Below are 25,068 nucleotides of genomic sequence, written 5' to 3' on the forward strand. Positions count from 1 at the left end.
GTGACTTTTCATCATATTTGGTGATTTAACCTCGTTAGGGATGATATGGATAGGGACTGGAACAGCTACGCAAAGGGTGTGCTGCAAGCAGAAATGGCTCGCAGACAGATTAAAGCGCCTGATCTCGTGAAGCTGCTCGCCGATGTCGGTGTGAAAGATAACCAACGAAACGTGGCGAATAAGATCGCCAGAGGCACGTTCTCTGCGGCGTTCCTCTTTCAATGCCTCGCCGCGATGGAGGTGCGAAACCTCCATCTGGGCGAGGACTAACTATTCTATGGACTCCACAGTAAGAGTCACGTATGGCGTAATAACGCGCAGTTGATCTGCGCGGGACACCTCCTTCTCACACGAGGATGGATGTTCAAGGGGCCACGAACACTTGCAGGTGTTTGTGGCTCCGCCCATTTTTAGGGCTGGAATCCTCGTATCTAGGGTGATTCGCACTGCTTGTAAATAGCATTTATTTTCAGATATTTAATGTATACTTATGATTGCAGTGAAAGCAATTTTTGCTTTACTTCTACGGATCGAACTTAATCTCCGGTTTATTGATGGCACGCCACTGTTTGGGATACTCTCCAGAGGACTCGACCGTGCGTCCGTCAAACTTGCGAAATGAGGACTCGATTGCATTCTGCACCCGGCGCAGGGTTTCCAATTCAGGCTCATCGACTCCAACTTCGCAAAGCACTTGTTTGGCGACTTGCCGGACGCTCATTGCACAGTCGGCTTCCTTGAGGACTTTCATCCCACGGCGTCCGCACTGACCGAACGGAACCGGGATATGATGAGTCCAAGGCTTGAGGCCGGGTGTTTCGTTGGGATCGAAGTCGGGATCATTATCGCGGAGAAGTAGCTCGGTCGCTTCGATCAACTGATCGAACTTCGGAAGCTCAGCTTCCATCTCATCTAGCTTCGACGCATCCCTGCGAACCGCTTCAACGCGAAGAGCTAGGTCTGCCCTCTGGCCCTTCAATTGAGAGTATCGCTTCTTGAGCGAAGCCCTGAGGTTAGTTTGGCCCATTATCTATTCCTTTGCTGTTTCGTGGACAGCAGGAATGTATGGGATCAGGGCTGGATCAAGCTAGGTGGGCCTTTGTGCGTTTGCTACCCAATACCGCAAGCCTTTCGCGCTGGTCCACAAAACTGGAGCACCAGCCGACGTGACAGAACCCGATTACTGGTCTCTCCACGAAGAAGCCTGCAATCGCGGTGAGACAATCTACACTGATCCGAAGACAGGGTTCGTAGTCTTTACGAGAGTGGGCCTGACGGAGCGTGGGAAATGCTGCGGAGCAGGGTGCCGTCATTGCCCTTTTGGACATGAAAGTGTGCCCACGAAGCGCCGCAGCCAGCGGATCCAGCAACCCGCTTGGCTAACCGGGTCGCGGCCAAATGGCTCGGGCGAAACGGTCATTCTCTTCTGGAGCGGAGGGAAAGACAGCTTCCTCGCCTATCGTGCGCTGATGGAGAAGCAACGATTTGCCCCTGTATTGCTGACTACCTTTGACGTGCGCACCAGAATTATCGCACATCAAGAACTCTTGATCGATGATGTGATCAACCAGGCTGAGGCACTAGGAGTTCCACTTATCGGTGTGCCACTTCACTCGGGCCGCGACTATGTGGAGCAACTTGTGCCAGCGCTCGATCTTATGCCGGCATGCAAATACCTCGCCTTCGGTGATTTGCATCTCGAACATATCCGCAATTGGCGTGAGGAAGCCTTCAAGGCCAACGAACGCACCGTCGCAATGTCGCTCGAGTTTCCACTCTGGAGGGCGGACTATGCGATGCTCTTGGAAGATCTCGCAGCATCTGGAGCGCAGTGCAAAATCAGCGCCATTGTTGCGGATTTGCCAGGTGTCGCCGTTGGCGATGACTATGATGCTAATCTGATCGCTAAGCTTCCAGCGGGAGTGGATGCGTTTGGTGAGAATGGGGAGTTCCACACAAAGATCGTGATTTCTGAAGCCGGATGAGCTTTTGCGGATACAAACGGCAACGGCCTTCGCTGTTCGGGCAAAAAATCAGCGACTTTGCTTGCTAAGCAGCGCGCTGGAGCAGTAGCATTGGCCGATAGTTAAGGGGAATGAATGATCGAGGACATCCATCTCGACGAAGATGCGCGCGAAGCGCTCGCCTTAAAGAAGGTCTTCACCCGCGAAGTGCGCAGTGAGGATGGGCGTTTATTCAGTCGCCAGGTGGAGCCCTATAAATCAGATTTCGGTGGGGTGATTGTTACTTACAATCCCATTGAATCAGCCCAATCCCGGTCAGGATCCGAGTGCAAGGCGAGGGCTGAGCACGCGAAGGACCTTAGTACCGAGGATTTGATCCAATCGCTCACGATGGGCGTGACCAAGATCGGTGTATGGACGATTGACACCGATGGCAGCAGCATGGAATGGGACCAGCGTTTCGCCGAGATTGTCGGACTTGGCAAGATCCCTACTCCCGCAACCCAAGCTGAGTTTGCAAATTACATCTTCGACGAAGATCGCGCCGAGTTTGACCAGAGAATTGCAGCTGTGCCCGAGGATGGCAGTCCTCAGGACTTCGAGCTGCGTTATTGTCCGCCGAGCAAGGAAACAATCTGGCTGCAATTGCGCTGCGCGCGCGTCGAGAATCCTGGCGGCGCGGTGATTGTTGGTATCATTGCTGACATTACAGAGCGCAAAGGCGATAGAGAACGCAGCGAGTTCATGATGCGCGAGCTTGACCATAGGGTGAAAAACCTGCTCGCCATCATCTTGTCGATTGCAGAAATCTCGGCTCGCTCCAACAGCGATATCGAAACCTATAAGGCTGATTTCCGTGAGCGGTTGGAATCGATGGCGCGCACACACAATCTGCTTTCGCAAACGCAGTGGGCTGGTTCGGATATGTTTGCGTTGGTCGAAGGGGAAACACTCAGCCTTGCACCGAAGGATTCCGTTTCCCTCGAAGGCCCTTCATTGCAGATTTGTCCGACCGCGGCGCAGTCGCTTGCGATGTTCATTCACGAATTGACCGCAAATGCGCTTAAGCACGGGGCACTTTCAAGTGAGGCGGGCCGGGTTTCGGTAAGCTGGAAGAGGACGGAAGACCGAGACGGACGCTTACGGCTATCATGGGAGGAGAGTGGCGGACCGAAAGTTTCTGAGCCGAGCAGCGAAGGCTTCGGTGGCAAAGTCATCAACCGCATTGTCAAACGCCAGCTTGATGCTGAAGTTGAAACCGAATGGCGATCGGATGGGATGAGACTAACGGCATGGATTCCGCTTTCGAACATCGAGGCACTCTCAAAGCCCGATGCTTCAGACGTTTAGGACGTGCAAAGTTCCCTCGATGAGGAAAAGGTGGTGTGAATTGCCGACTTGTCGCAAGCCAGCCGCGCGCCTAGGTCACCCGAATGAAAAAAGAAACGAATAATACGAGCCACGGCAACGATCACAATCTGGTGAGCCGTAAGTTCTATCCGGCTGAAGAAGAAAGCCGTTTTGCTGATGAGGCGCCTGACAGGACGCCTCAAACTGAGCATCCCGCGTATAAACTTGCCTTTCGTGATACAGATTTCCTGCTCCGCGATGAGCTTCGGCCGGTGCGTTTTCAGCTTGAGCTTTTAAAGCCCGAAATGATTCTGGACGAGGCGCGCGTGGGCTCGACAATGGTCATGTATGGTTCTGCGCGCATCCCTTCGCAAGAGGAGGCGCAGGCCAAGATTGATGCAGCAAAGAATGGCGATGAGTGGGATCAAAAGGTTGCTGCGAACCTCGCAGCGAAGGCGAAATACTATGACGAGGCTTACAAACTCGCGAGGTTGGTTTCGCAAAAGGCCATCATTGAAGAAGGCAAGCGCCAGTTTGTTGTGTGCTCAGGTGGTGGCCCTTCGATCATGGAGGCCGCCAATCGCGGGGCAAGCGATGCTGGCAGCGAGTCCATTGGCCTCAACATCATCCTGCCTCACGAGCAGGCACCGAATTCTTATGTAACGCCGTACCTCTCGCTCAATTTCCACTATTTTGCGCTTCGCAAGATGCACTTCCTGCTGCGCGCTCGCGCGGTGGCTGTGTTCCCGGGTGGTTTCGGCACCTTCGATGAGTTCTTTGAGCTTCTGACGCTGATTCAGACCGGAAAGATGAAGCCACTTCCTATCCTGTTGTTCGGCAAGAATTTCTGGACCCGCGTGATCGATTTCCAAGCGATTGCCGAGGAAGGGACGATCTCAAAGAAGGATCTGGACCTTTTCCATTGGTGCGAAACTGCCGATGAAGCGTGGGAGCATATCGCAGAGTTCTACGGGCTGGACTAAGGGTTTCGTACGGCCTGATGGCCGAGCGGGCCGTTCCCCGCGCCATAGCCTGGCGCGTTTTGAATAGCGCGAACTACGAATTGCCGGCCTAGTCGCACTGCGTTTTCAAGGCTCTGTCCGTGGCCTAGCAATGTTGTGATGGCCGAAGACAGTGTGCACCCTGTACCATGAGTGTGCGGCGTGTCGATCCGGGCATGGTCAAATTGCACAGCGCGCCCTTGCGGTTCGTAGAGCAGATCGATGACTCGCTCATCTTCGGTGTGTCCACCTTTGGCAAGCACAGCGGTTCCGGTCTGATTTGAGAGGATTTCTGCGGCCTCAACCATTTGTGCTGTGTTGGTGAGATTGCGTTCCAACAGGTGTGAGAGCTCGGGCAAATTCGGCGTGATAAGGCTGGCGAGTGGGAACATCTTTTCACGCAAGGCGGTGATCGCCTCGGGGTCGATGAGGGCCGCTCCGCTGGTCGCGATCATCACTGGATCGATCACAATTGGCGCCTCGATATCCTCTAATGCTTCCGCCACATGGGCAATCACATCGGCATCATGAAGCATACCAATCTTGACCGCATCCACTCCGATATCGTCCACGCAAGACGCGATTTGGGTCGCAACAACGCTGCCAGCCATGGGTGCGATCGCCTGCACGCCGACACTGTTTTGTGCCGTCACTGTGGTGATTGCACTCATCGCATAGCCACCCAGCATGGTGATGGTTTTGATGTCAGCCTGAATGCCTGCGCCACCAGAGGAGTCTGAGCCAGCTATGGTCAAAATGCGGGGAGGGGAGGCCATGGAACTGCTTTTCCCTAGGCCGCGCCGCGAACCGCTTCGCACACCCGGTCAACAACGGCTTCAACCTGGCTGGCATCGTCGCCTTCGGCCATCACACGGATCACTGGCTCTGTACCAGAAGGGCGGATCACCAGCCGTCCTTCGCCTTCCAGCTCCGCCTCAGCATTGGCGATAGCCTTCTGAACATCAGCATTCTCGAGCGGTGCACCCGCCTCATAACGCACATTTTTGAGCAACTGAGGAACAGGATCGAACAGATGCAGGATCTCGCTTGCTGGCTTGCTGGAGCGCACCAGCGAGGAGAGGACCCGCATCGCCGCAACCGTGCCATCGCCCGTGGTGGTGTGGTCGAGCATAATCATGTGCCCTGATTGCTCGCCGCCGACGTTGAAACCGCCTTCCTTCATGCGTTCGAGGACATAACGGTCGCCCACCTTGGAGCGCTCGAGCGTCAGGCCTTGAGTTTGCAGATAGCGCTCTAGCCCCAGATTTGACATCACCGTCGCGACAACGCCGCCACCCTTAAGTGAGCCTTTTTCGTGCATGCGTGTGGCGATAAGTGCCATTATCTGGTCGCCATCGACCTTTCGCCCTTTTTCGTCGACAACGATCAGCCGATCGGCATCACCGTCCAACGCAATCCCGATATGAGCACATTCTTCGACGACTTTGGCCTGAAGCGCTTCAATCGAGGTGGAGCCCACTCCATCGTTGATGTTGGTGCCATTAGGATTGACACCCAGAGTGACAATCTCCGCTCCCAATTCCCAGATCGCCGATGGCGCAACCTGATACGCCGCGCCATTGGCGCAGTCGACCACCACCTTGAGCCCATCGAAGCGCACTTCATTGCCAACCGAGTTTTTGACCGCGTGAATATAACGACCACGTGCATCCTCAATCCGGCGTGCGCGACCGATGTTTTCTGCGGTAGCGAGCTTAGGCTCGACCTCTAAAAGGGCTTCGATCTCAGCCTCAGTCTCGTCTGACAACTTAAATCCATCGGGTCCGAAAAGCTTGATCCCATTGTCGGGGAAGAGGTTGTGGCTGGCAGATATCATCACGCCCAAATCCGCTCTCATCTCTCGGGTGAGGAGTGCGATTGCCGGTGTTGGTAGCGGGCCTGTCATGATCACATCCATGCCCACACTGGTGAAGCCTGCGACCAGGGCGCTTTCCATCATATAGCCTGAGAGCCGAGTGTCCTTTCCGATAACGACGCGGTGACGGTGGGTGCCACGCACGAAGTAGTTGCCCGCAGCTTGTCCAACGCGCATCGCGGTTTGTGCGGTCATTACGCCTGCATTGGTGCGGCCTCTGATGCCGTCTGTGCCAAAAAACTTGCGTGTCATCGCTGTGATTGGTCCCCAATATTCAATGTGTGGCCAATTGGCCGCTTACGTTTGTCACAGCCTTCTGGCGCGGTTATCGCTCGAAGGGAAGGCAGCGAAACACGCAAAGGACCGATTTTTGAGCGATAAACCCGTAACAACCGCGCGAGAGAGCGGATTTGAACTGGTCACAATCCGTCTGCCTGTGATCGCGACCTTTGCAGCGCTGATCTTGGGACTTGGCCTTGGCGTGGCAGTTTCAGGTGCTGATTTGCCGCAACGGCTCTTGCAGTCACTTGGTATCGTAGGGTCACTGTGGCTGCGCAGTTTGCAGATGACGATTATCCCGCTCGTTGCGGCGCTGCTGGTGCTCGGGCTTGCGCAAATGGTTCAGGCCGCACGAGCTGGTGCCGCTGCGAGGCGGTTTTTGGCGCTTGTATTCGGCGTTTTGATTGTGGGTGGCATCTTCACGGCGGTGGTCATGCCGCTGCTCCTAGACATCTTTCCCATTCCCGAAAGCGCGAGTGGGTTTCTCGCCGAAGTGCCCGATGACGAGCTCGCCGTACCCGACATTCTTGACTTTCTGGGATCACTGGTCGCACCCAATATCATCGCGGCCGCAGGCGAGACCGCGATGCTGCCGCTGACGATATTCTTCGCGCTGTTCGCGATTGCCATCTCACGGCTTCCTGAGAAGCAGAATGCGTCGCTGATGGGGTTCTTCCATGCACTGGCTAACGCGATGCTTTTGATCATTGGTTGGGTACTGTGGATCGCGCCGGTGGGCGTCTTTGCTCTCGCTTTTGGAGTGGGAATGCGGAGCGGTGGCGGAGCCTTTGCAGCTTTGGCGCACTACATCCTGATTGTATCGGCCATGGGCGGATTTACCTTATTGCTCGCTTATGTGGTCGCGTGGGTATTGGGTGGAATCAATCCCTGGCGCTTCGCTCGCAACGTGGCCCCTGCTCAGGCGGTGGCTGTTTCGACCCAAAGCTCGCTGGCGAGCCTCCCGGCAATGCTCGACAGCGCCAGCCGACTGAGGCTGCGTTCGACCACGAGCGAGTTCGTTTTGCCTCTGGCGGTCGCGATTTTCCGTGCAACCAGTCCGGCGATGAATGTGGCTGTTGCGATGTACGTCGCATCGCTTGCGGGTGTTGAAATCACATTGCCTCTCGCGATCGCGGGAATTCTGGTTTCGCTTATCATCAGCGTTGGTTCTGTCAGCTTACCCGGCTCGATCAGCTTTGTGGTTTCGATCGGTCCGATTGCGATCGCGATGGGCGTTCCGATTGAGCCGCTTGCCCTGCTGGTTGCGGTGGAAATGTTGCCTGACATCATGCGCACTCTGGCCAACGTGACTATGAATGTCGCGGTGACGAGTGCTGTGGATCGTGGGGAAGGCTAGGACTATTGAGGCCCCATTGGCATAGGACCAGCTTGTTCGTCTTCCAGCCCGCGCTCCTGTATATCCCCTTTGAATAAGGGTTCTCCGAATACAAAGCCCACGAGGTTAGGTCTGCCAATATGGTCGAACAATGCGGTCAGCGTCAGCAGGATCGGCACTGACAAAAGGGCACCTGGAACACCCCAGATCCATGTGAAGTAGGAGAGCGAAATCAGGATCATCACTGGGCTCATTGTGAAGCGCGCACCCAAGATTGATGGAGTGATCACATTGCCCTCAATCGCATTCAATCCAAGATAGGCGAGTGCAGGTATCATCCCCAACCAAACCGTTTCTGCTGTGCCGAGCCCGAACAGCGCCAGCAGTGCAGTCATCGCTAACGGTCCGATGTATGGGATGAAATTGAGGATCATCGCAAGGCCGCCCCACATAATAGGAGCGTCAACACCAAGGGCCCAAGCGCCTAACGCGACGACCACTCCGACCCCTGCGTTAATGCAGCCAACAGTCATGATGTATGCGGCTACCCGATCTTGCACCTCACGGATGGCGCGCGCAGCCTTTACGCTCGATCCAAAACTTGCCCGATCAAACAGCAAGTGCCGCCGCATCCGGACACGCGCTTCGATCATGAAGAAGGCCATCAGCACCATGATCAGCACAGAGACCAACACCGAAGGCGTGGCAAAGGCGATCTCTTCCAAAAGGCTTGGCGTGGCGAGGACCACCTGCGACGTTCCGGTGTCTCCCATAATCTGAGCAATCTCGGCATTGGCAATTGCAAGCCATTCAAACTCGCCGCGCAAGTCTTCGAAGCGTTGACCCACTTGGCCTGAGATTTCCGGGATTTGATCAAACAAGTCGAGCGCGGGCTGCAGGATCAGACCCAGAGCAAGGAAAACCACTCCTAAGAAAACCAAGAGCGATCCCAGCGAGGCGAGGACATTGGGAAGGCCGAGTTTGGTAAGCCGGTCTGCAAGTGGAGAGAGCAGGATGGAAAGCAGCACCGCCGTCACAAGAGGCAAGAATACGACCGAGCCTATCGAAAGAACGAACGGCAACGCGAGAAACAGGCCGATGCCGAGGAGCATTACCAAAGCCGACATGAGCCTTAGCTCTTGCTGGGCAAAGCGAGGACCGTGTTTGTCCAGCCGCTCTGCGGGCCCGTTGCCAAGCCCTTCAATCGGTCTGTCTGGTGGTTGTTGGTTCATTCTCGCGCACGGTCCCCCAAGGGTACACTATGAGACGGGCCGCAATGCGCCAAGTCCGCTCTTCAGCGCGTGCTCAAATTGAGCCTAATCCGTGGCTTTTTCGCTACCGGTGCTCTTCGCGCCGGCAACGACTTCGTCCAGCTCATCAAGGATCGCGCCATGCGCAACCAGGTCATTGGGAGAGCGGCCAGGAATATTGTCCTTGGAGAGCATCTCGTTCAGGGCTGCGCGCGCGCGGCCAACACGGCTTTTGATTGTGCCAAGCGCACAGTCACAAATCTGCGCAGCTTCTTCATAAGAAAATCCGCCTGCGCCAACCAGCAAGAGTGCCTCGCGCCGCTCAGGGGGCAGGGTCAAAAGTGCGCGGTGCATATCGGAGAGGTGGATCGGTTCTTCTTGCGCAGCTGGCTGCGTAAGAATGCGCTCGGCCACCCCTTCATCATAGGTGCCGCGGAAGCGGTTGCGCCGCATGTCCGTGAGGTAGGCGTTGCGCAAAATCACGAAGGTCCATGCCCGCATTGATGTGCCCGGCTCAAACCTCTCTTGTGCTGCCCAGGCTTTGAGAAGTGCCTCTTGCACAAGGTCGTCGGCCATGTCTGCCCTTCCACACAACCCACGCGCGAATGCGCGAAGGTGCGGGATTACGTCGGTTAACTCGCGTTTGAAGTCTGAGCGCTGTTTAGCGGAGAGTTTGGATGAAGTGTTCTCTGCCGCCACTAATCAGGCTTTCCGGTGCCGGCATCATCGCCGGGCCCAGTGCCATCATCGAAAGCATCGAGCAGGTTCTTGAAACTATCCGGCAATGGTTCATCCACCACCGAATCGTAGAGCTGTTTAAGCCCCTGAGCCCAAGCCGGAGCATCGGTAGCTTCACCTGAGCGCGCATCCGCGCCTTTGGCAGCCTTATTCTTGTCCGGTTTTCTCGCTGAGCTCATTTACGAACCTGCATCATCCCATCGCCAACAGAAGATGCTGCTGGCGTACTATCGCCACCGAGCGCATGACCGAACGGTGGAGGTAGTGATGAAACCTGCAAGCTGCGCAAATGTTCCCTCGATTCATTGGGCTGGACAAACTTATCCATGTAAACAGCATTAGACGCTGTAGCCTGACAAATAAACTTGCTTATCCATTTTTTCGGCTAGCCGAAAAACAAAGCCTGACTGATGGCTGCTTTGACGGTTTGCTCGCGGAACGGCTTTGTCACGAGATAAGTTGGCTCAAGCCGGTCGCCTGTCAAAAGGCGCTCCGGATAGGCGGTGATAAAGACGACCGGCACCTCACTGCGACCGAGAATGTCTTCGACCGCGTCCAAGCCTGATGTTCCATCAGCCAATTGAATATCCGCAAGCACGAGGCCGGGCTGCTTATTTTCGAACGCGTTGAGCGCCTCGGAGCGAGTGGTTGCCGTTCCGCACACTTCATGTTCGAGTGACATGACCAGATCTTCAAGCTGCATCATGATCATCGGTTCATCCTCAATGATCAGGACACGTGTTTTTTGTTCCGCGTCAATTTCCGAAACAGCATCTTGGACTAGCGCTTCGACTTGGTTCGTATCAAGCCTGAGAATCTGTGCCGCTTGGCGCGGCGTGAATTCTTCAACAGTCGTCAACAAAAGCGCGTGTCGCTTGCTGTCCGTAATCGCTTGCAGCTTGGCGACAGCGTTCGCTTCTTTTGAGCCCGGGATGGAGCTAGGGTCGATTGTGAGTTTGTCATGGTCGAGGACCGCGTGAAATGTACGATAAAGCGCAAGTCGACCCTCGTTCAGAGATTCTTTGAGTGCCTCGTCGCCAAGTGCTTGCTCAAGTGTGACGCGGACCATTGCATCACCAGTCTCCTGAGAGCCGCTGAGCGCTCGCGCATAGCGGCGAAGAAAGGGAAGGTCGCTCGCAAGTTGTTGACTGAGTGACACAATCATCTCCAGAAAATCGTTCTTTGTGGCGCACTCGGCGGCCAGATTACCAATCCATGTCCCGATGGACATCCCCTTCCGGTTGCGGGTCTATGGACCTTACGATGGGTCGACGCAAAGCTGAAACCAAAAAAGTGTGGTTTCCCGGGAACCTCCGGCATGGTCACGCATTATGCTACTGTTGCTGGCCTGACCCCCCTCCCGTCCATGTGGTCGGCAGCAAGATCCCGAAAGGCCTTCACTCATTCGAGTGGAGGCCTTTTTTGTTAGGCTTCGAAGGGAAGTCCGCGCGGAATACTCCGCCGACGATCAATCAAGCGGCTTTGCATAGATCGCATATTCGCGGTTGATTGAACTGTCGATTGCATCGGCGATTGCCACCATTCCTTGGTTGTCATCTAGTATCCAACCGATTTCGGCGCGCTTTGACTGGAATTTCGCCGAGGCATTGCGGCGAATATAGCTGATCATCATAAAGGCCAACTGGCTTGCGAGGCGTGAACTTTGATACTCTTTCAATACGCCCATGAGTGGAACGCGCATATCGCAATTCTGCGGATTGCGTGCCCATTTGAGGAGGTGCCACCAACCAGTCGGGAAAAGTTTGCCTCCTGATTTCGCCAATGCATAATTGACATCGGGAAAAGTCAGCATGAAGGCCACTGGCTTGCCTTCGACTTCCGCTATCATGTTTAGCTCTTGATGGATCACTGGCTTCAGTTTGATGCCCGTGTATGCAACTTCTTCGGGTGTCAGTGGCACAAAGCCCCAATTGTCTGACCAGGCATCATTGAGGATTCCGAGAATTTTGGCGACCTCAGCATCCCAATCCTTCTTTCTGACCGGACGAACGGTGATCCTCTTGTTGCGCTCACCCGATTTCACAATCCTTTGAACAAGCGGCGGGAACTCTTTGCTGATGTCGAGATCATAGGTATAGAGCGTTTTTGCCCGAATATAGCCAGCGTTCTCGATCCACCTGGCATAGTGTGCCGGATGGTGTCCCATCATAATGACCGGCGCGTGGTCTTGCCCCTTTACGAGCAGACCTGGTTCTTCCCAAACCGACATAGATATAGGGCCTACGCTGCGGGTCATCCCCTGACTACGCAGCCAGTCTTGTGCGGTCTCAAGGAGAAGTCTTGCAACGTCCTTATCTTCAGCATCGAAATAGCCAAACAGTCCTGTGCCCGGACCGAAGCCCTGCTCGGCCGACATTTCGAGAGCCAACTCATCTATATGGGCAGAGATGCGCCCTACGGGTCGACCATCGCGCATGGCGATAAAGAGTTGGGCGTGGGCATGACCGAAGAATGGGTTCTTGTCCGGGTTGAGCAATTCAAGCTGCTCAGAACGCAATTGTGGAACCGAGTTTTCAACCCGAGCTGCAAAAGTGCGCCCCAGATCAACGAAGCGCGCGCGCCCTTTTTTGCCCTCGACCGGCTCGATAGCCAGGGTTGAATCGCCTTCAGTTGAAACCATTTATTCGCGCTCCCAGTACCTTTTCTGGTCGTTTGTTCTTGTGCATTTTGATTTTTATCAATGTGCTGTCCCTTTGCCCGAAGGAAACACGCAAGCCAATCGATCACTCTGATCAAATGACCGCGTTTGCGCCTTTGTGCCCCTATGCGGTAAGGGGTAGCGCTAGGAAACCCAATATTGATGACGATGCACCAACCTATTGCCTCAAACAACTCAGCTGACGCTCTCAAACCTCGCGCAAAACGCGAGGATTTTCAGAGCGCGGATGATAAGGACATGCTTCGCGCAGCGCGCGATTTGACCAAGGACTTAGGCGAAGCGCGAGGAAGCATTTATTGGCCCGATATGCTGATCTCGACCGCTGCTGGCTATGGAGGAATTGCGCTTGCAATCCTGACGAGCAATCTGGCTGTCGCGATTATTGCAGGATTGGTGGCCTCGCTCGCCCTCTATCGCTCGCTGATGTTCATTCACGAGCTTACCCATATTCACAAGAGCGCGCTGCCCGGTTTTCGATTGGGTTGGAACCTTCTGGTTGGCATTCCGCTTTTGACGCCCAGCTTCATGTATGAGGGCGTTCATGTCATCCACCACAAGCGCACGCAATATGGGACGATTGAAGACCCTGAGTATTTGCCACTGGCTTTGATGAAACCCTGGAGCCTGCCGCTGTTCGTGATTGTCGCACTGCTTGCGCCAATTGCGTTGATAGTGCGCTCCGGTGTGTTGGTGCCGCTCGGATTGATCATTCCACCAGTGCGTAGACTGGTGTGGGAGCGGGCCTCTTCGCTTTCGATCAATCCGGATTTCCGCCGCAAGCCTGCAACCGGTGATTTTGCGAAGCGCGTGAGGTGGCAGCAGATTGGAGCGAGCCTTTGGGCAATCGCGCTTATCGTCAGCCCATCGGTTATTGGTTGGAAACCATTGCTTATAGCCCTTGCTGTTGTCTCCTTCACAGCTCTCCTCAATCAACTGCGCACTTTGGTCGCGCATTTGTGGGAGAATGAAGGTGAGCCAATGACCGTCACCGCGCAATTTCTGGACAGTGTGAATGTGCCGCCTCCGGGCATTGTCGCGGAGATTTGGGCTCCTGTGGGCCTACGCTATCATGCTCTGCATCACTTGATGCCTTCTATGCCCTATCATGACCTGCCCGAGGCGCACCGTCGGCTGGCACGTGAACTCGGTGACGGTTCAACCTATGAAGGCGCGAACCATCCCGGCATGTTCACTCTTGTGGGTCGAATTGCTCGCAGCACGATGCTGCCACGCTAATTCATCAAGATCAGTTGACCCTTTGGACTTTGGAGCCTTTGGGAGGCTCAGTCATGTTAGGCGGATTGCTGCCTGATTGCATGGACTCTGGAAGCGACCTTTCGCCTGACGTTTCACCATCGGAAGATGCGGCGGAAAGGTTAGAGCTATCACCCGAAGCTTCTTCACCACCTTCCCCCGCGGCATCAGGAGATGAGTCATCTGAGTTGAGCGGGATTGCCTCAGTTATATCAGCAGACTCTTCCGTCTCTTCTTGGCATCCGGCTAGCATGAGTGCGAGGCTGATACTGCTTATTTGAATAAGGCGTTGCATGGACGTGTTCTCCTAAACCCACCTTGCACATAGCATCGGAACTACTCGATGAAATGGATCATTGCGCAGCGTCTCTCTGCGGGAAGGCCAAATTCGACAGCGGCCGCATGGCCGGCGGCTAAACGTGGGTAGGTTTCCAAGTCCTCCACAACTACAAATCCGTGGCGCTCATAGAACGGCGCGTTCCAAGGGATGTCGCGATAAGTGTGCAATGTTATCGCCCGAATGCCGCTGTTCTTGCAGTCGATCTTCAGCGCATTCATCAGGGTTGCACCGATACGCTGACGCTGGAACGCAGTCGCGACACTCAGCTCGTGCAAGTGGACTTCATTCCTATGTCGACGCGACGCCGCGAAGCCTACGACGCAATCTTTGCTGACCGCAGTCAGGCAATGGCGCTGCCGGATCATTGCGCGATATTCGTCCGGTTCGCGGCTGGGCGGGACCGGGATACCGGCAAGACTTGGCTCTTCCGCTAGCAGCTGCGCTGCGTCCTCTTCTACCTCGTGATAAGCTTCTGCGTCTTCCGCACGCGCAAGACGGATCGAAAAGTCACTCATTCTTCGGTTCGAATGAGGACGGTCTCACCCACCAGCAAGAACAGCAGGAACGGTGCCCAAGCGGCGAGGAAAGGCGGGTATCCGCCAAAGCTGCCCATGGCGAGTGCCGCATTGTCGACCACGAAATAGGCAAAACCCAAGGCCATGCCGATCACTGCGCGGACAAAAAGCTGTCCCGATCGCGCCAAACCAAACGCCGCTATCGAGCCGAGGAGCGGCATCAGCAGCGCCGATAGCGGACCTGAGATACGGTGCCACCATTTCGCGCGCATTTCGGAGGTGCGCCTACCTACCGCTTCAAATGAATCGATAGTCTCGGACAGCTCCCAAAAGCTCTGGCCATCCGGATCAACCGATTGGAGATCAATCTGATCCGGAGTGAGTGTTTCGCCCACGACTAGCGTTGGAAGATCCTCTGTCTCCGCGCTGCCAACATCAAACCGCTTTGCTCCGTCAAGCTGCCAACCAGGCGCGGCGTAGGTGGCTTTGTCACTGCGGATCTGTTCGCGGATAATACCGCCAGGGCCGCGCGCATACCAGGTGACATTGGAAAGCTCGATATTCGCGCCTGTACCACGCATGGAAACTGCGGTCAGAATGTTCTCACCATCTGTCAAATAAACATTGGCGCGCACCCCTGAGTCTTCCGGGATTGGCCCATATTCGACCGCTTCCCATGCCTTGATGGTCGAGTTTGCGCGGGTGACGATCCGCTCGTTGAAACCGAAGCTGATGACTGACACCAAAGCGGCTGTAAGAAGTAGTGGCGAGAGCACTTGATGCGCAGAAAGCCCCGCCGCCTTCATCGCCACAACCTCGCTATTCTGGTTGAGCGTCACCAAGGTGATGAGCGTCGCCAATAGCACGGAGTATGGTAGGAAGCGCGATATGAGCTGAGGCACGCGCAGACTTACATATTTCAGAATCTCGGCCTGCCCGTTGCCTTCAGGCGCGAGGATATCACCCGTATTGCCCAGCAGATCGAGCGCCATCAACACCAGCACCAGCATAACCAGCACCGCCAGAATGCGCACAACGAACATCTTCGCCAGATAGAGCGTCAACGAACGCGAAGGGAAAAAATCGAGTTGCATGGGATGTGATGCTTGTTTCTATTCCGCCGGGGCCATTCGTGGATCCTCGGCTTCGGCCTGATGATCGGCGACAAGGGATTTGGGTTGCGGTCCAGCAAACAGTTTACCCAATTGCTTGCCGATCTTGTCGAAAACACGCTCGAGCGCCCCTAAGGCTTGTCCGCCCGGCACATGAGCAGTGCGATGATACATCCACAAGATCAGCGCCCCAAAAAGGACGAAAGGTCCCCACAATGCGATGATCGGATCGATCCTGCCGAGTGTGGCGATGTCTTCTCCATATTGGTTTATTTTGTGATAGGCGACGACCATGACAATCGAGGCAAACACTCCCAGCGCGCTGGTCGATCTCTTGGGTGGGATAGCAAGCGCCACCGCCAAAAGCGGCATCAACAGCATCATCACAATTTCGACCATGCGATAGTTGAAGCTTGCTTGTGTCGCATCGCGTTCAGCCTCGGTGGCGTTCTCATCGGCCCAGCCGATGCTGAGCAGCTCGGGGAGAATATACTCCCTGCTTCCCTCGCCGCGGGCACGGAATTCTTCAATTGCGGGCAGATCGATCGGGAGATCGTGGCGTGAGAAGGACAGGACTCGAGGCGTTTCGCTGCCAGTGTCTTGGACGATGGTCCCTTCGGTGAGGCGCAGAATGATCGTGTCGGGATCATCGCTCGTCGCCATGAATGAGCCTTCGCGCGCGCTTATCGAGAGCACCTGATCCTGGCTGTTTGAGACGCGAGCGAAAATACCCATCAGGCGCTGGCCTTCGTCCTCGCTCTGCTCAATTCGCAGCGCCATGCGATCTGCCAAAGTAGTGAATTCGCCAACTTTGATCGAGGCACCGAGCGCCCCTGAACGCAGCTCATACTCCATCTGCTCATAATAATAGCGGCTGAGCGGCTGGATGTAGAAGACCAGCGCTACATTGACCGCCACAAGCACCACGGTAATCGCGTAGGGCACGCGCAATAGTCGCCAATAGGAAAGTCCCACTGCGCGCATGGTGTCGAGCTCGGACGACGTTGCGAGCTTGCGGAAGGCAAAGAGCACGCCGAGCAAAAGGCCCAAGGGAATGGCGAGGCTGGCATATTCCGGGATCAGCGCGCCGAGCATTTTGAAGACCACTGCGATCGGCCCGCCTTCCACAGCGACAAAATCAAACAGGCGCAGCATCTTGTCTAGCATCAGCAAGCTCGCTGCCAACGCGAACACACCAAGCATCGGCACGATCACGAGCCGAAAAATATAGCGGTCAATACTGGGAATGAAGTTCAGCACATTCGCTCTCGGGGCTCACCTGTCTTTGCTTAGGAGCTCATGAAGCGCCCTAGCGGCAAATTGCGCGCGCGTCATGCCCCCATTGCTCCGCGCTTCCACGCATATGTGGTGCCGGTCAAAGCATTTACCAGAACTGACTGCCCGGAATGCCCTTAAACGGTCCTGCTTCATACTGGCTAATCCAACCACCATAGAATTGCCCTGGCTGCGGGGTGATTTGTTCGCCATCAATCAGGCATTGGTCGAGCAGGTCAGGATAAAAAGCAACATAGCCGCGGATGTTCGCGAAGTTAGGCGTGGGCGAGGCGTAGCTCCATGCTCCAGCCGAAATTCTGTCACGGTCCACCACGATATCGTAATATCGCGCCTGCCCTTTCCACTCACAAATAGTCCGGCGTGGGTTGGCACAAAGATGATCCATCGCAATGTCGGCTTGCGGGATGTAATAAGTGGGTGGGTGGCTCGTCTCGAGGGTTCTCCAGGCAGAGCTGCTATCGACCAGCTTGGCGCCTTCGTGGATGATTTGGACGCGGCGCTTTGTGGGTTCGCAAATTGCGGGACGAGGGTAGTCCCAAACACTTTCCTGCCCCGGTCCCACTGGGTCGGGTTTGGGATGACTGATCATCTGCGTATTCCCTCTAAAGGCCTCAGGTCAGGCCTTTTCAAGAGTGCACTGAAGCGGGTGCTGATTTTGTCGCGCAAAGTCCATCACTTGATTGACCTTGGTTTCAGCCACCTCATACGGAAAGATCCCGCAAACACCGACACCCTTTTGATGGACATGCAACATGACACGTGTCGCCTGCTCGAGGTCCATTCCGAAGAATCGCTTCAACACCATCACCACGAATTCCATCGGCGTGTAGTCATCGTTGAGCATGAGCACTTTGTACTGGCTCGGCCTCTTGGGCTTGGTGCGAGTTTGCGTGGCAACGCCAACCTGCGCATCGCCGTCATCCGTATCATCACCTCCGTCGGGCTTGTCCGTGTCTGCGCTAGACGCACCTCTGCAAATGAGGCTTTCAAGCGCGACGATGTCAGCAAGGTAAGGATCAACGGTGGACATGAACCCCCATTATGGGATTCGTTTCCACCTGTGCAAGCCAAGACCGCACCGATGCAGCAGTTTCTCGCAGCAAAGTGGGGTCCGTTAATCGCAAATATCCAGCACAAATGAAAAGGGCCAGAAAGACCGGGGGGATGGTCTTTCTGGCCCATGCGCTTTCGCGCGCTTTCTTAAACCGGGTTGAAGAGAGAGAGGAGAGACCCGGCCTAGAAATCTGATCGAAGGTTGCTGTTAAGCAGCCTTTGAAACCTTCTCAGCGGCAACGCTGACGCGGTTCGAGATCGGAGCAAATGCGTCATTGTAAAGCTTGACGATTGCTTCGGTGCGCTTCGAGCCAAAAGAAACGGCTGCGTCGAAGTTGCGGCGAGCGATTTCGCCCTGAAGTTCGAACAGCTCGGTTGGAGACTTGATCGCAGCGACTTTCTTGGCATCTTCAGTGACGATTTCGAAAACGGTCTTGCCGGTTTCAACGTCTGACTTCACCATATCTTGTGCGCCAGTGAAAAGGATCTTGCCGCTTTCAACGACGGCTTCGACGTTGGCTTTGTTGAATTCGCCAGCTTCAGAAGCAAGCTCGGTTGCTTTGCCGTAAGCGCCCTTTACGCGGGTCTGCACGTCAGCGGCGAGTTCTTTAGCTTGTGCGGTGAAATCAGCTTTTTCTGCGGTTGCCATGATAGTGTCCTTGAGTTTTGAAACTGGGTTGATGTCGACCGCCTTTGCGGCTGCTTTAACTGGTACTCTCTTGGCTGGGGCTTTCTTCGCCGCAGCTTTCTTTGCCACTGGCTTTTTGGCCGAGGCTTTCTTGACTGGAGCCTTGCTCGCTGCGGCGGTTTTCTTTGCTGCAGTTGTGGCGGGCTTCTTTACTGTCTTTGCTTTGGCAGCGGGCTTTGCAGCCGGTGCTTTCTTAGCAGCAGCCTCGGCATAGGCCTTTTCAGCTGCGGCATCGATCTTCGATGTGTTACTGGCTTCAGCCATGACTTACTCCTGTTTGTTGCACTGCACAAAATAGCGAGTGCAAGTGCGAAGTCAAGGCCTTTTTGTGCAGCGCACAAAAACCTGCAATAAGTTTTCAAAGCAATAGGTTAACCGGATTTCATGGAGGCTGCGGCAAAGATTCTTTGACCGCTCAACGCGATTTCACATATCCACCAGGGGCGTCTTCGATCACTTTATCGCCGCGCCCGCCAGGCTTGCGCTTACCCGTTGCCGTGACCTTCTTGCTGTCCTGGGTATCCAGCCATTCCAACCAATGCGGCCACCAGCTTCCTGGATACTCGGTTGCGCTTTCGATGAACTCAGAAAGCGAGCCTGCGTCCTTATCGCCGAGCCAATACTGATATTTGCCGGCATCGGGGTGATTCACAACGCCAGCGATGTGGCCAGAGCCTGCCAGCAGAAACTCAAGCGGCCCTTTGAAATGATCGGTTAGCCGCCACACACTTTCGGCCGGAGCAATATGATCCTCTCGCCCTGCTTGCACAAAGGTTGGTGTTTCCACCTTGGTGAGGTCAATTGGCGTTCCGTCTGCGTGCAGAGCGCCGGGCACCACTAGTTTATTGTCGCGATAAAGGTCACGCAGATAATCATTGTGCCATTTGGCAGGCAGATTGGTGACATCTCCATTCCAGTGCAGCAGGTCGAAAGCCGGGTAGTCGTCGCCCAAAAGGTAATTGTTGATCACATAATTCCAGATGAGATCCTTACCCCGAAGCGCATTAAAGGTGGCGGCGAGGTAGCGCCCGTCGAGATAACCATCGGGCGAAAGTTGACCGATCATCTCAAGCTGATCGTCACCAATAAAGTGCTTGAGCTCGCCGCTGCGCTCAAAATCGACCTGCGCCGTAAAGAAGGTTGCGCTCTTGACCTTCTCTGCTTGGTCTCGCTCGGCAAGCACTGCGAGGGTTGCTGCCAGCGTGGTCCCAGCGACACAATATCCAATTGTGTGAACACTCGGCACATTTAGCCGCTCACGGATGGTTTCGATTGCTTCGATTTGGCCTCGTATATAGTCGTCCCACACCACATCTTTCAGGCTCTCATCGGCGGATTTCCAGCTCACGACAAAGACAGTGATGCCTTGATCGACAGCCCATTTGATGAAGCTCTTTTTGGCCGTCAGGTCGAGAATGTAGAAGCGGTTGATCCAGGGCGGGAAGATCACCAGCGGCACATCGTACACCTCTTTGGTAGAGGGCGAATATTGAATGAGTTGATAGAGCGGGGTCTGAGCTACCACCTTGCCTGGCGTGGCCGCGAGGTTCTCACCGAGGGTAAATGCATTGGGATCGGTATGGGTGAGCTGCCCGCGTTCGAGATCTGCGATGAGATGACGAAGCCCTCTCACAAGGTTCTGTCCGCGGGTCTCCACTGTGCGTTTGAGTACCACAGGATTGGTGAGCAGGAAATTGCCTGGGCTCATGGCCTCAGAAAGAGCGTTCACCGCGAATTTAAGCTGGACTTTCTTGTCGTCTTCGATGCCTTCCATATTGGAGGCAGCTTGCTGAAAATACTCCGTCAACATAAGATAGGTCTGATGCAGCAGAGCGAATGCGGGGTTCTCGCTCCAGGCTTTATCTGCGAAGCGCCGATCCTTGCGGGGCAATTTGGAGGTCCCATCCGCACCAATGCTTCCGGTCACCGCTCCGGCAATTTCGCCCACGCCGCTCATCATTTGCGACGCGACGCTCTGCCAGAATTTCATGACATCGCCTGTCGCTTTCGCGCCCTTTTTTAGAATGTCCTCGGGTAGCGTTTTGACCATGCTCTGAGACACCAGGAGCCATTGTGCTGGATCGAGCAGATTTTTGCCTGAGGCACCTTTTGCAGCGACCTTGGTTGCCTGACCCATCACGAATGTGAACCACATCTGCTGCATCTCGGCGCTGGCCTTGGTCCATTCAGCCAGGTCTCCAAAATCACTTGGCTCCATGCCCTCAGGAAGGCTTGCAATCGGCGTGGCCGTGCCTGGACTGTGTCCAGAGGTCACCTGTCCAAAAAGCGCGCGCATGGCCTCGCCCTGCTTCTCCATCAAAGAGTTAAGAGGGGCCATAGTGTCGAACGGGAAACCTGTCCCTGTTCCGTCTTTTTCTTTGTCAGCCATTTTCGCCAATCCGTTTATGATGGCCTTACCTTATTCTCCGATACTAGGATTTGCCACCCTGATAGCTCTATCTTGTGGCGGCTTTGCGAAAGCGCGATATATAGTGACTGAGGTCGGATAGAATATTCGGCAAATTGGTAGCGGCTTTCACAGATTGAAGGCTGGATAAACCGCTCGGGCAGGAACTGATGGACGAACAATTCTATCGAATGAAACGGCTTCCGCCGTATGTGATTGCCGAAGTCAATTCGATGCGTCACGCCGCGCGGCAGGCGGGCGAAGACATTATCGATTTGGGCATGGGCAATCCTGACCAGCCTCCTCCTCAGCATGTGATCGATAAGCTCTGTGAAGTCGCTGCAAAACCGGATGCGCATGGCTATTCGCAATCGAAAGGCATTCCTGGTTTAAGGCGAGCTCAGGCAAACTATTATGAGCGCCGTTTTGGGGTCGATCTTGATCCTGAGACAGAAGTTGTTGTGACGATGGGCTCCAAAGAGGGGCTCGGCAGTCTGGCAACCGCGATCACTGCTCCTGGAGATGTGGTGCTTGCGCCCAACCCGTCTTATCCGATCCACACATTCGGCTTCATTATAGCAGGCGCTACAATTCGCGCGGTTCCAACGACACCGGACGAAGAATATTGGCGTTCGCTCGAAAGCGCGATGAATTTCACCGTTCCCCGGCCAAGTGTATTGGTTGTGAGCTATCCTTCCAACCCGACATCAGAAGTGGTCGATCTGGCCTTCTATGAGCGGCTCGTTGCATGGGCGCGCGAGAATGAGGTTTGGGTCCTTTCCGATCTCGCTTATTCGGAGCTTTATTACGACGGCAATCCGACACCGTCGATCATGCAAGTGCCCGGCGCAAAAGATGTCGCAGTCGAATTTACCAGCATGAGCAAGACCTACTCCATGGCCGGTTGGCGAATGGGCTTTGCAGTGGGCAATAAGCAACTCATCGCGGCGCTCACGCGGGTGAAGTCGTACCTCGATTATGGCGCCTTCACACCAATCCAAGCGGCCGCTTGCGCTGCACTCAACGGGCCTCAAGATATCGTTGAATCGAATAGGCAGCTTTATCAAAAGCGCCGTGATGTCATGGTCGAAGCGTTTGGGCGTGCCGGTTGGGAGATTCCGCCACCACCAGCCTCCATGTTTGCTTGGGCTCCGCTTCCGCCAGCCCTCAAAGCGATGGGTAGCCTTGAGTTTTCAAAGCAATTGCTGATTGAGGCCAAAGTAGCTGTGGCGCCGGGAGTAGGTTACGGCGAAGAAGGGGAGGGCTTCGTGAGAATAGCAATGGTCGAAAACGAACAAAGGCTTCGTCAAGCTGCGAGAAATCTGAAAAGGTACCTTTCTTCAATGGGAGTTAACTCTCCTGTGGTTTGATTTCTAAGGGGGGAATTGAATCAAACGCGCGCGGCGGTTTGTGTCGTTTTACAACTGGCCGGATCATGATGTAAGCCGGTGTTAACAGAACTAAGTAGGAGTGATCCATGTCGTCGTATCAACTGCGGCCCCTTACCAAGAGGCAGCAGGCGGTAATTGAGCGAATTGATCGGCGTGCTCCGATAAAGGTGATCGCACGCGATCTGGGGGTCTCGGAAACACGGATCAATCAGCACATCCGGGCCCTTAAGGATATCTATAAGGCTGAAAGCCTGGCGGATCTTGTCGAGGCTTATCGTGTCCATAAGATCGCTGATGAAGAAGCGCCAGAACCTGAAAAAAATGAATGGGATCAGAATCCAAAACCTGAAGAGCTGGCCTTAAGTGAATCTGTATACAGCAAAAATCAGGTCCCCGTTGGCACATTAATGAGCGATCAATCTGGGCAGGACGACCCGGGCGAGCTCGTAATCCGCGATGTTTCTTCCATGGTCGACGAGGCGCCTTGGCTGCGCCCCGCCGAGCCGCAGGTTGTCCCCCGGGTGCTCGATGGTGATAATGCCATCTGGTTCCGCCTCGCGGCGATCATGGGGATCGCTTTTGGTGTACTTGCTGCTCTCGTACTCTCGGTTACAGCAGCAATTACAATAAGCGAGGTGCTAGATGGAAAGGCGGCCATCCCGGTTGACGAACAAGGCTATAGCTAACGAGCAGCTATCGCTTACCGGAGATCAAATGATGACACACCGCATCCTCAGTGACGCGCAAAATCTAAAAAAACTAATTCGTGAGGCTGAAGCGCTCGCTGATGAGTCAATGATTGCCTTTGCACGATTAAAGCAAGCTATGCTGTCCGCGCGCCAAAACCCTCAAGTCGAGGTGCATACCGGTCAAAGGGCGTTGATGAGGTTGAATCAGGCTGAAGATCAAGCCATCGCGATGTCGACAAACCTCCTGCGGGTGCATGACGAACTTAGCAAGGTAGCGGTTGAGACTATGGCTGACGACACAGTCAAAACACCGCCCTCCCCTATGGCAATAGACGACATCAAATCCGTCGAAAAAGCCGTGGGTTAAAGGGCGATATCCAGTGGACTGGATCGATCTGATTACGTGGGACAACCGTGTCGTTGTTCAGCAGACACTGTCATGGATCCTCATTTTGACCGCATTCATTTGGGGAGGCGGTCCGGAGCGCGCCGTCGCCGCAACATGGTTGATTTGTTTCAAGCTTGTCGGCTTCTTACGTGAGAATCTTGTTGGAGACGAGATCCAGTTGGTCCGGATAGATTTCTACTGGGCATTGTCCGATCTGACAGCGGGCGTTTCGTGGGTCGTGATCGCGCTTTATGCGAACCGTAACTACACGTTGGGCATTGCTGGATTGCAAGTCTTGGCGATGACAGCACATCTCGCAAGAGGGATGGCGGAAGCAGTATCTCCGATTGGATATGTCTTCATGGTGGCTGCGCCGGGATGGGGTCAGCTTCTATTGCTGGCTATCGGGCTGACGCGCCATATCCTCCGCAAGCGCAAGCACGGTCAATATCGCGATTGGCGGATACAGAAGCCCGAAATAGGCTCGGGAACCGAAGCTACAGTCTTGCCGGGGAAAAAAGCGTGGCAGCAGGCTGAGCAACCCAATTGGCGGGACGAGCTGAAATGATCCAGTTACCAATCACTAAGGCGGTGTCGTCCAAAGCTCAACGCGACAGTGCGATGATCGACTTCTTAAAAGCAATGGTGATCGTCAAGCCCTTTGATGTTGAGCGGCTCCATGTGCTCTTTGTAGACAGAGATCGTGCTTATCTTGGCGATGCGCCGATGGGTTCTAGGCGGTCCTGCAGTGTGTCTCTTCGCATGCGCGATCTGTTTGCAATGGCGCTTTCGCACGGCGCGCATGGCATTATTGTCGCTCACAATCACCCGTCTGGTCTGTGCCGTCCAAGCCGTGCCGATATTGAGTCAACTCAACGCATGGGCACGGTCGCAAAAGCGCTCGATATCGATCTGCTCGACCATCTCATTTTCACAAAGGACGCGGTCTATTCGATGCGCGCGGGGGCAATCCATGAATTCAAAAGTCGCAAACCGGTTCTTTCCCGATAGCGGAACCCTGATTCCACGCTTTCGCCAAGCGGGCGAGGTGACACTCGACCTGTTTCATCGGGACGGGCGTGTCGATGACCATTGGCTCGCTTTTCATCCACGCGAGTTTGAGGTTTTGTGGCGCCTCGCGGAGGAAGCTGGGAGGCGAGTTACTAAACGCCAGCTTTTGATCGATGTTTGGCGGATCGACCACGAGCCGGAAACCAACAGCGTTGCTGTCCATGTCGCACGAATTCGTAGCAAGTTAGAGCCGCTTGGACTTGCTGGAATTCTGGCCACACACCCTGACGGAGGATATTACATCAATGCTCCGGAATCGGGCATCGACCTGGCCTTTGTCGACAGTAGTTGAGGGCTCGTTCCAGGTCTGGCTGACAGATGTCAGGTTGCGCAGTGCAACTGATTGCTGGACAGGCCAACAGGCTTGCGCCACATCATCTCTGATTCAAA

General features: G+C 54.9%; 28 protein-coding genes. 12 read left to right on the forward strand and 16 right to left on the reverse strand.

Annotated elements, in window-relative coordinates; genetic code table 11:
• The first annotated feature begins 45 nt into the window (after positions 1–45).
• Positions 46–270 (forward strand): DUF6471 domain-containing protein, encoded by a 225-nt coding sequence (locus Q0778_RS12170; RefSeq protein WP_298336400.1) that lies wholly within the window; start codon positions 46–48, stop codon positions 268–270.
• A 253-nt stretch (positions 271–523) separates the two neighbouring features.
• On the opposite strand, the gene Q0778_RS12175 is transcribed toward Q0778_RS12170, so the two are convergent.
• Entirely contained in the window at positions 524–1,027 is a 504-nt protein-coding gene (locus tag Q0778_RS12175) for a hypothetical protein (RefSeq protein WP_298336403.1), read from the reverse strand.
• Between the two features lie 139 nt (positions 1,028–1,166).
• On the opposite strand from Q0778_RS12175, the gene Q0778_RS12180 reads away from it, so the two are divergent.
• The 3 genes from Q0778_RS12180 (at position 1,167) to Q0778_RS12190 (ending at position 4,297) form a co-directional block, all read left to right on the forward strand.
• Positions 1,167–1,985 (forward strand): DUF5522 domain-containing protein, encoded by an 819-nt coding sequence (locus Q0778_RS12180; RefSeq protein ID WP_298336405.1) that lies wholly within the window; start codon positions 1,167–1,169, stop codon positions 1,983–1,985.
• Between the two features lie 114 nt (positions 1,986–2,099).
• On the forward strand, positions 2,100–3,314 hold the full coding sequence (locus tag Q0778_RS12185; protein WP_298336407.1) for an HWE histidine kinase domain-containing protein: 1,215 nt from the start codon (positions 2,100–2,102) through the stop codon (positions 3,312–3,314).
• A gap of 83 nt (positions 3,315–3,397) precedes the next feature.
• Complete coding sequence (locus Q0778_RS12190) at positions 3,398–4,297, forward strand: TIGR00730 family Rossman fold protein (RefSeq protein ID WP_298300980.1); 900 nt, start codon at positions 3,398–3,400, stop codon at positions 4,295–4,297.
• Here the strand turns inward: Q0778_RS12190 and thiD are convergent.
• Positions 4,294–5,091 carry a bifunctional hydroxymethylpyrimidine kinase/phosphomethylpyrimidine kinase gene (thiD, locus tag Q0778_RS12195; protein WP_298300982.1) on the reverse strand — a complete coding sequence of 266 codons (798 nt, stop codon included), beginning with the start codon at positions 5,089–5,091 and terminating at the stop codon, positions 4,294–4,296. The genes Q0778_RS12190 and thiD overlap by 4 nt on opposite strands.
• 14 nt (positions 5,092–5,105) lie before the next feature.
• Positions 5,106–6,443 carry a phosphoglucosamine mutase gene (glmM, locus tag Q0778_RS12200; RefSeq protein WP_298336409.1) on the reverse strand — a complete coding sequence of 446 codons (1,338 nt, stop codon included), beginning with the start codon at positions 6,441–6,443 and terminating at the stop codon, positions 5,106–5,108.
• 118 nt (positions 6,444–6,561) lie between these two features.
• On the opposite strand from glmM, the gene Q0778_RS12205 reads away from it, so the two are divergent.
• Positions 6,562–7,827, forward strand: coding sequence for a cation:dicarboxylase symporter family transporter (locus Q0778_RS12205; protein ID WP_298336411.1), 1,266 nt, complete (start codon positions 6,562–6,564; stop codon positions 7,825–7,827).
• A gap of 2 nt (positions 7,828–7,829) precedes the next feature.
• Here the strand turns inward: Q0778_RS12205 and Q0778_RS12210 are convergent, their stop codons facing one another.
• The 5 genes from Q0778_RS12210 to Q0778_RS12230 form a co-directional block, all read right to left on the reverse strand.
• The gene (locus Q0778_RS12210) at positions 7,830–9,038 is read right to left on the reverse strand and encodes an AI-2E family transporter (RefSeq protein ID WP_298300988.1); all 1,209 of its coding nucleotides are present in this window, start codon (positions 9,036–9,038) and stop codon (positions 7,830–7,832) included.
• A gap of 84 nt (positions 9,039–9,122) precedes the next feature.
• Complete coding sequence (locus Q0778_RS12215) at positions 9,123–9,632, reverse strand: sigma-70 family RNA polymerase sigma factor (protein ID WP_298300990.1); 510 nt, start codon at positions 9,630–9,632, stop codon at positions 9,123–9,125.
• 122 nt (positions 9,633–9,754) lie between these two features.
• Positions 9,755–9,973 (reverse strand): NepR family anti-sigma factor, encoded by a 219-nt coding sequence (locus Q0778_RS12220; protein ID WP_298336413.1) that lies wholly within the window; start codon positions 9,971–9,973, stop codon positions 9,755–9,757.
• A gap of 206 nt (positions 9,974–10,179) precedes the next feature.
• The gene (locus tag Q0778_RS12225; protein WP_298337645.1) at positions 10,180–10,953 is read right to left on the reverse strand and encodes a response regulator; all 774 of its coding nucleotides are present in this window, start codon (positions 10,951–10,953) and stop codon (positions 10,180–10,182) included.
• Between the two features lie 309 nt (positions 10,954–11,262).
• On the reverse strand, positions 11,263–12,435 hold the full coding sequence (locus tag Q0778_RS12230) for an N-acetyltransferase (protein WP_298336415.1): 1,173 nt from the start codon (positions 12,433–12,435) through the stop codon (positions 11,263–11,265).
• Positions 12,436–12,615: 180 nt separating this feature from the next.
• Here Q0778_RS12230 and Q0778_RS12235 point away from each other — a divergent pair, with 180 nt between their 5' ends.
• Positions 12,616–13,710, forward strand: a complete 1,095-nt coding sequence (locus tag Q0778_RS12235) for a fatty acid desaturase (RefSeq protein ID WP_298300998.1) — start codon at positions 12,616–12,618, stop codon at positions 13,708–13,710.
• Between the two features lie 10 nt (positions 13,711–13,720).
• Here the strand turns inward: Q0778_RS12235 and Q0778_RS12240 are convergent, their stop codons facing one another.
• From Q0778_RS12240 to Q0778_RS12275, 8 genes are all read right to left on the reverse strand, one after another.
• On the reverse strand, positions 13,721–14,023 hold the full coding sequence (locus tag Q0778_RS12240) for a hypothetical protein (RefSeq protein WP_298301000.1): 303 nt from the start codon (positions 14,021–14,023) through the stop codon (positions 13,721–13,723).
• 41 nt (positions 14,024–14,064) lie between these two features.
• On the reverse strand, positions 14,065–14,583 hold the full coding sequence (locus Q0778_RS12245; RefSeq protein WP_298336417.1) for a GNAT family N-acetyltransferase: 519 nt from the start codon (positions 14,581–14,583) through the stop codon (positions 14,065–14,067).
• Positions 14,580–15,677 (reverse strand): LPS export ABC transporter permease LptG, encoded by a 1,098-nt coding sequence (gene lptG / locus Q0778_RS12250; protein ID WP_298301003.1) that lies wholly within the window; start codon positions 15,675–15,677, stop codon positions 14,580–14,582. The genes Q0778_RS12245 and lptG overlap by 4 nt, the downstream gene beginning before the upstream one ends.
• An 18-nt stretch (positions 15,678–15,695) precedes the next feature.
• Entirely contained in the window at positions 15,696–16,952 is a 1,257-nt protein-coding gene (locus Q0778_RS12255) for an LptF/LptG family permease (RefSeq protein ID WP_298303304.1), read from the reverse strand.
• Positions 16,953–17,079: 127 nt separating this feature from the next.
• Positions 17,080–17,580 carry a DUF427 domain-containing protein gene (locus Q0778_RS12260; protein ID WP_298336419.1) on the reverse strand — a complete coding sequence of 167 codons (501 nt, stop codon included), beginning with the start codon at positions 17,578–17,580 and terminating at the stop codon, positions 17,080–17,082.
• 27 nt (positions 17,581–17,607) lie between these two features.
• Complete coding sequence (gene clpS / locus Q0778_RS12265; RefSeq protein ID WP_298301007.1) at positions 17,608–18,021, reverse strand: ATP-dependent Clp protease adapter ClpS; 414 nt, start codon at positions 18,019–18,021, stop codon at positions 17,608–17,610.
• Positions 18,022–18,252: 231 nt separating this feature from the next.
• Positions 18,253–18,996, reverse strand: a complete 744-nt coding sequence (locus Q0778_RS12270) for a phasin family protein (protein WP_298336421.1) — start codon at positions 18,994–18,996, stop codon at positions 18,253–18,255.
• A 151-nt stretch (positions 18,997–19,147) separates the two neighbouring features.
• On the reverse strand, positions 19,148–21,121 hold the full coding sequence (locus Q0778_RS12275; RefSeq protein WP_298336423.1) for an alpha/beta fold hydrolase: 1,974 nt from the start codon (positions 21,119–21,121) through the stop codon (positions 19,148–19,150).
• A 188-nt stretch (positions 21,122–21,309) separates the two neighbouring features.
• Here Q0778_RS12275 and Q0778_RS12280 point away from each other — a divergent pair, with 188 nt between their 5' ends.
• The 6 genes from Q0778_RS12280 to Q0778_RS12305 all read left to right on the forward strand — a co-directional run bounded on the left by Q0778_RS12280 (position 21,310) and on the right by Q0778_RS12305 (position 24,970).
• Entirely contained in the window at positions 21,310–22,509 is a 1,200-nt protein-coding gene (locus Q0778_RS12280) for an LL-diaminopimelate aminotransferase (RefSeq protein ID WP_298301013.1), read from the forward strand.
• A gap of 188 nt (positions 22,510–22,697) precedes the next feature.
• Positions 22,698–23,216, forward strand: coding sequence for a hypothetical protein (locus Q0778_RS12285; RefSeq protein ID WP_298336425.1), 519 nt, complete (start codon positions 22,698–22,700; stop codon positions 23,214–23,216).
• Between the two features lie 28 nt (positions 23,217–23,244).
• On the forward strand, positions 23,245–23,586 hold the full coding sequence (locus Q0778_RS12290) for a hypothetical protein (RefSeq protein ID WP_298336426.1): 342 nt from the start codon (positions 23,245–23,247) through the stop codon (positions 23,584–23,586).
• Between the two features lie 13 nt (positions 23,587–23,599).
• Entirely contained in the window at positions 23,600–24,175 is a 576-nt protein-coding gene (locus tag Q0778_RS12295; RefSeq protein ID WP_298336428.1) for a hypothetical protein, read from the forward strand.
• Positions 24,172–24,618, forward strand: a complete 447-nt coding sequence (locus Q0778_RS12300; RefSeq protein ID WP_298301021.1) for a JAB domain-containing protein — start codon at positions 24,172–24,174, stop codon at positions 24,616–24,618. Before Q0778_RS12295 ends, Q0778_RS12300 begins: the two co-directional genes overlap by 4 nt.
• The gene (locus Q0778_RS12305) at positions 24,581–24,970 is read left to right on the forward strand and encodes a winged helix-turn-helix domain-containing protein (protein WP_298301023.1); all 390 of its coding nucleotides are present in this window, start codon (positions 24,581–24,583) and stop codon (positions 24,968–24,970) included. Before Q0778_RS12300 ends, Q0778_RS12305 begins: the two co-directional genes overlap by 38 nt.
• Positions 24,971–25,068: the final 98 nt, after the last annotated feature.

It is taken from the genome of uncultured Erythrobacter sp., assembly GCF_947502395.1.
Taxonomy (GTDB): domain Bacteria; phylum Pseudomonadota; class Alphaproteobacteria; order Sphingomonadales; family Sphingomonadaceae; genus Erythrobacter.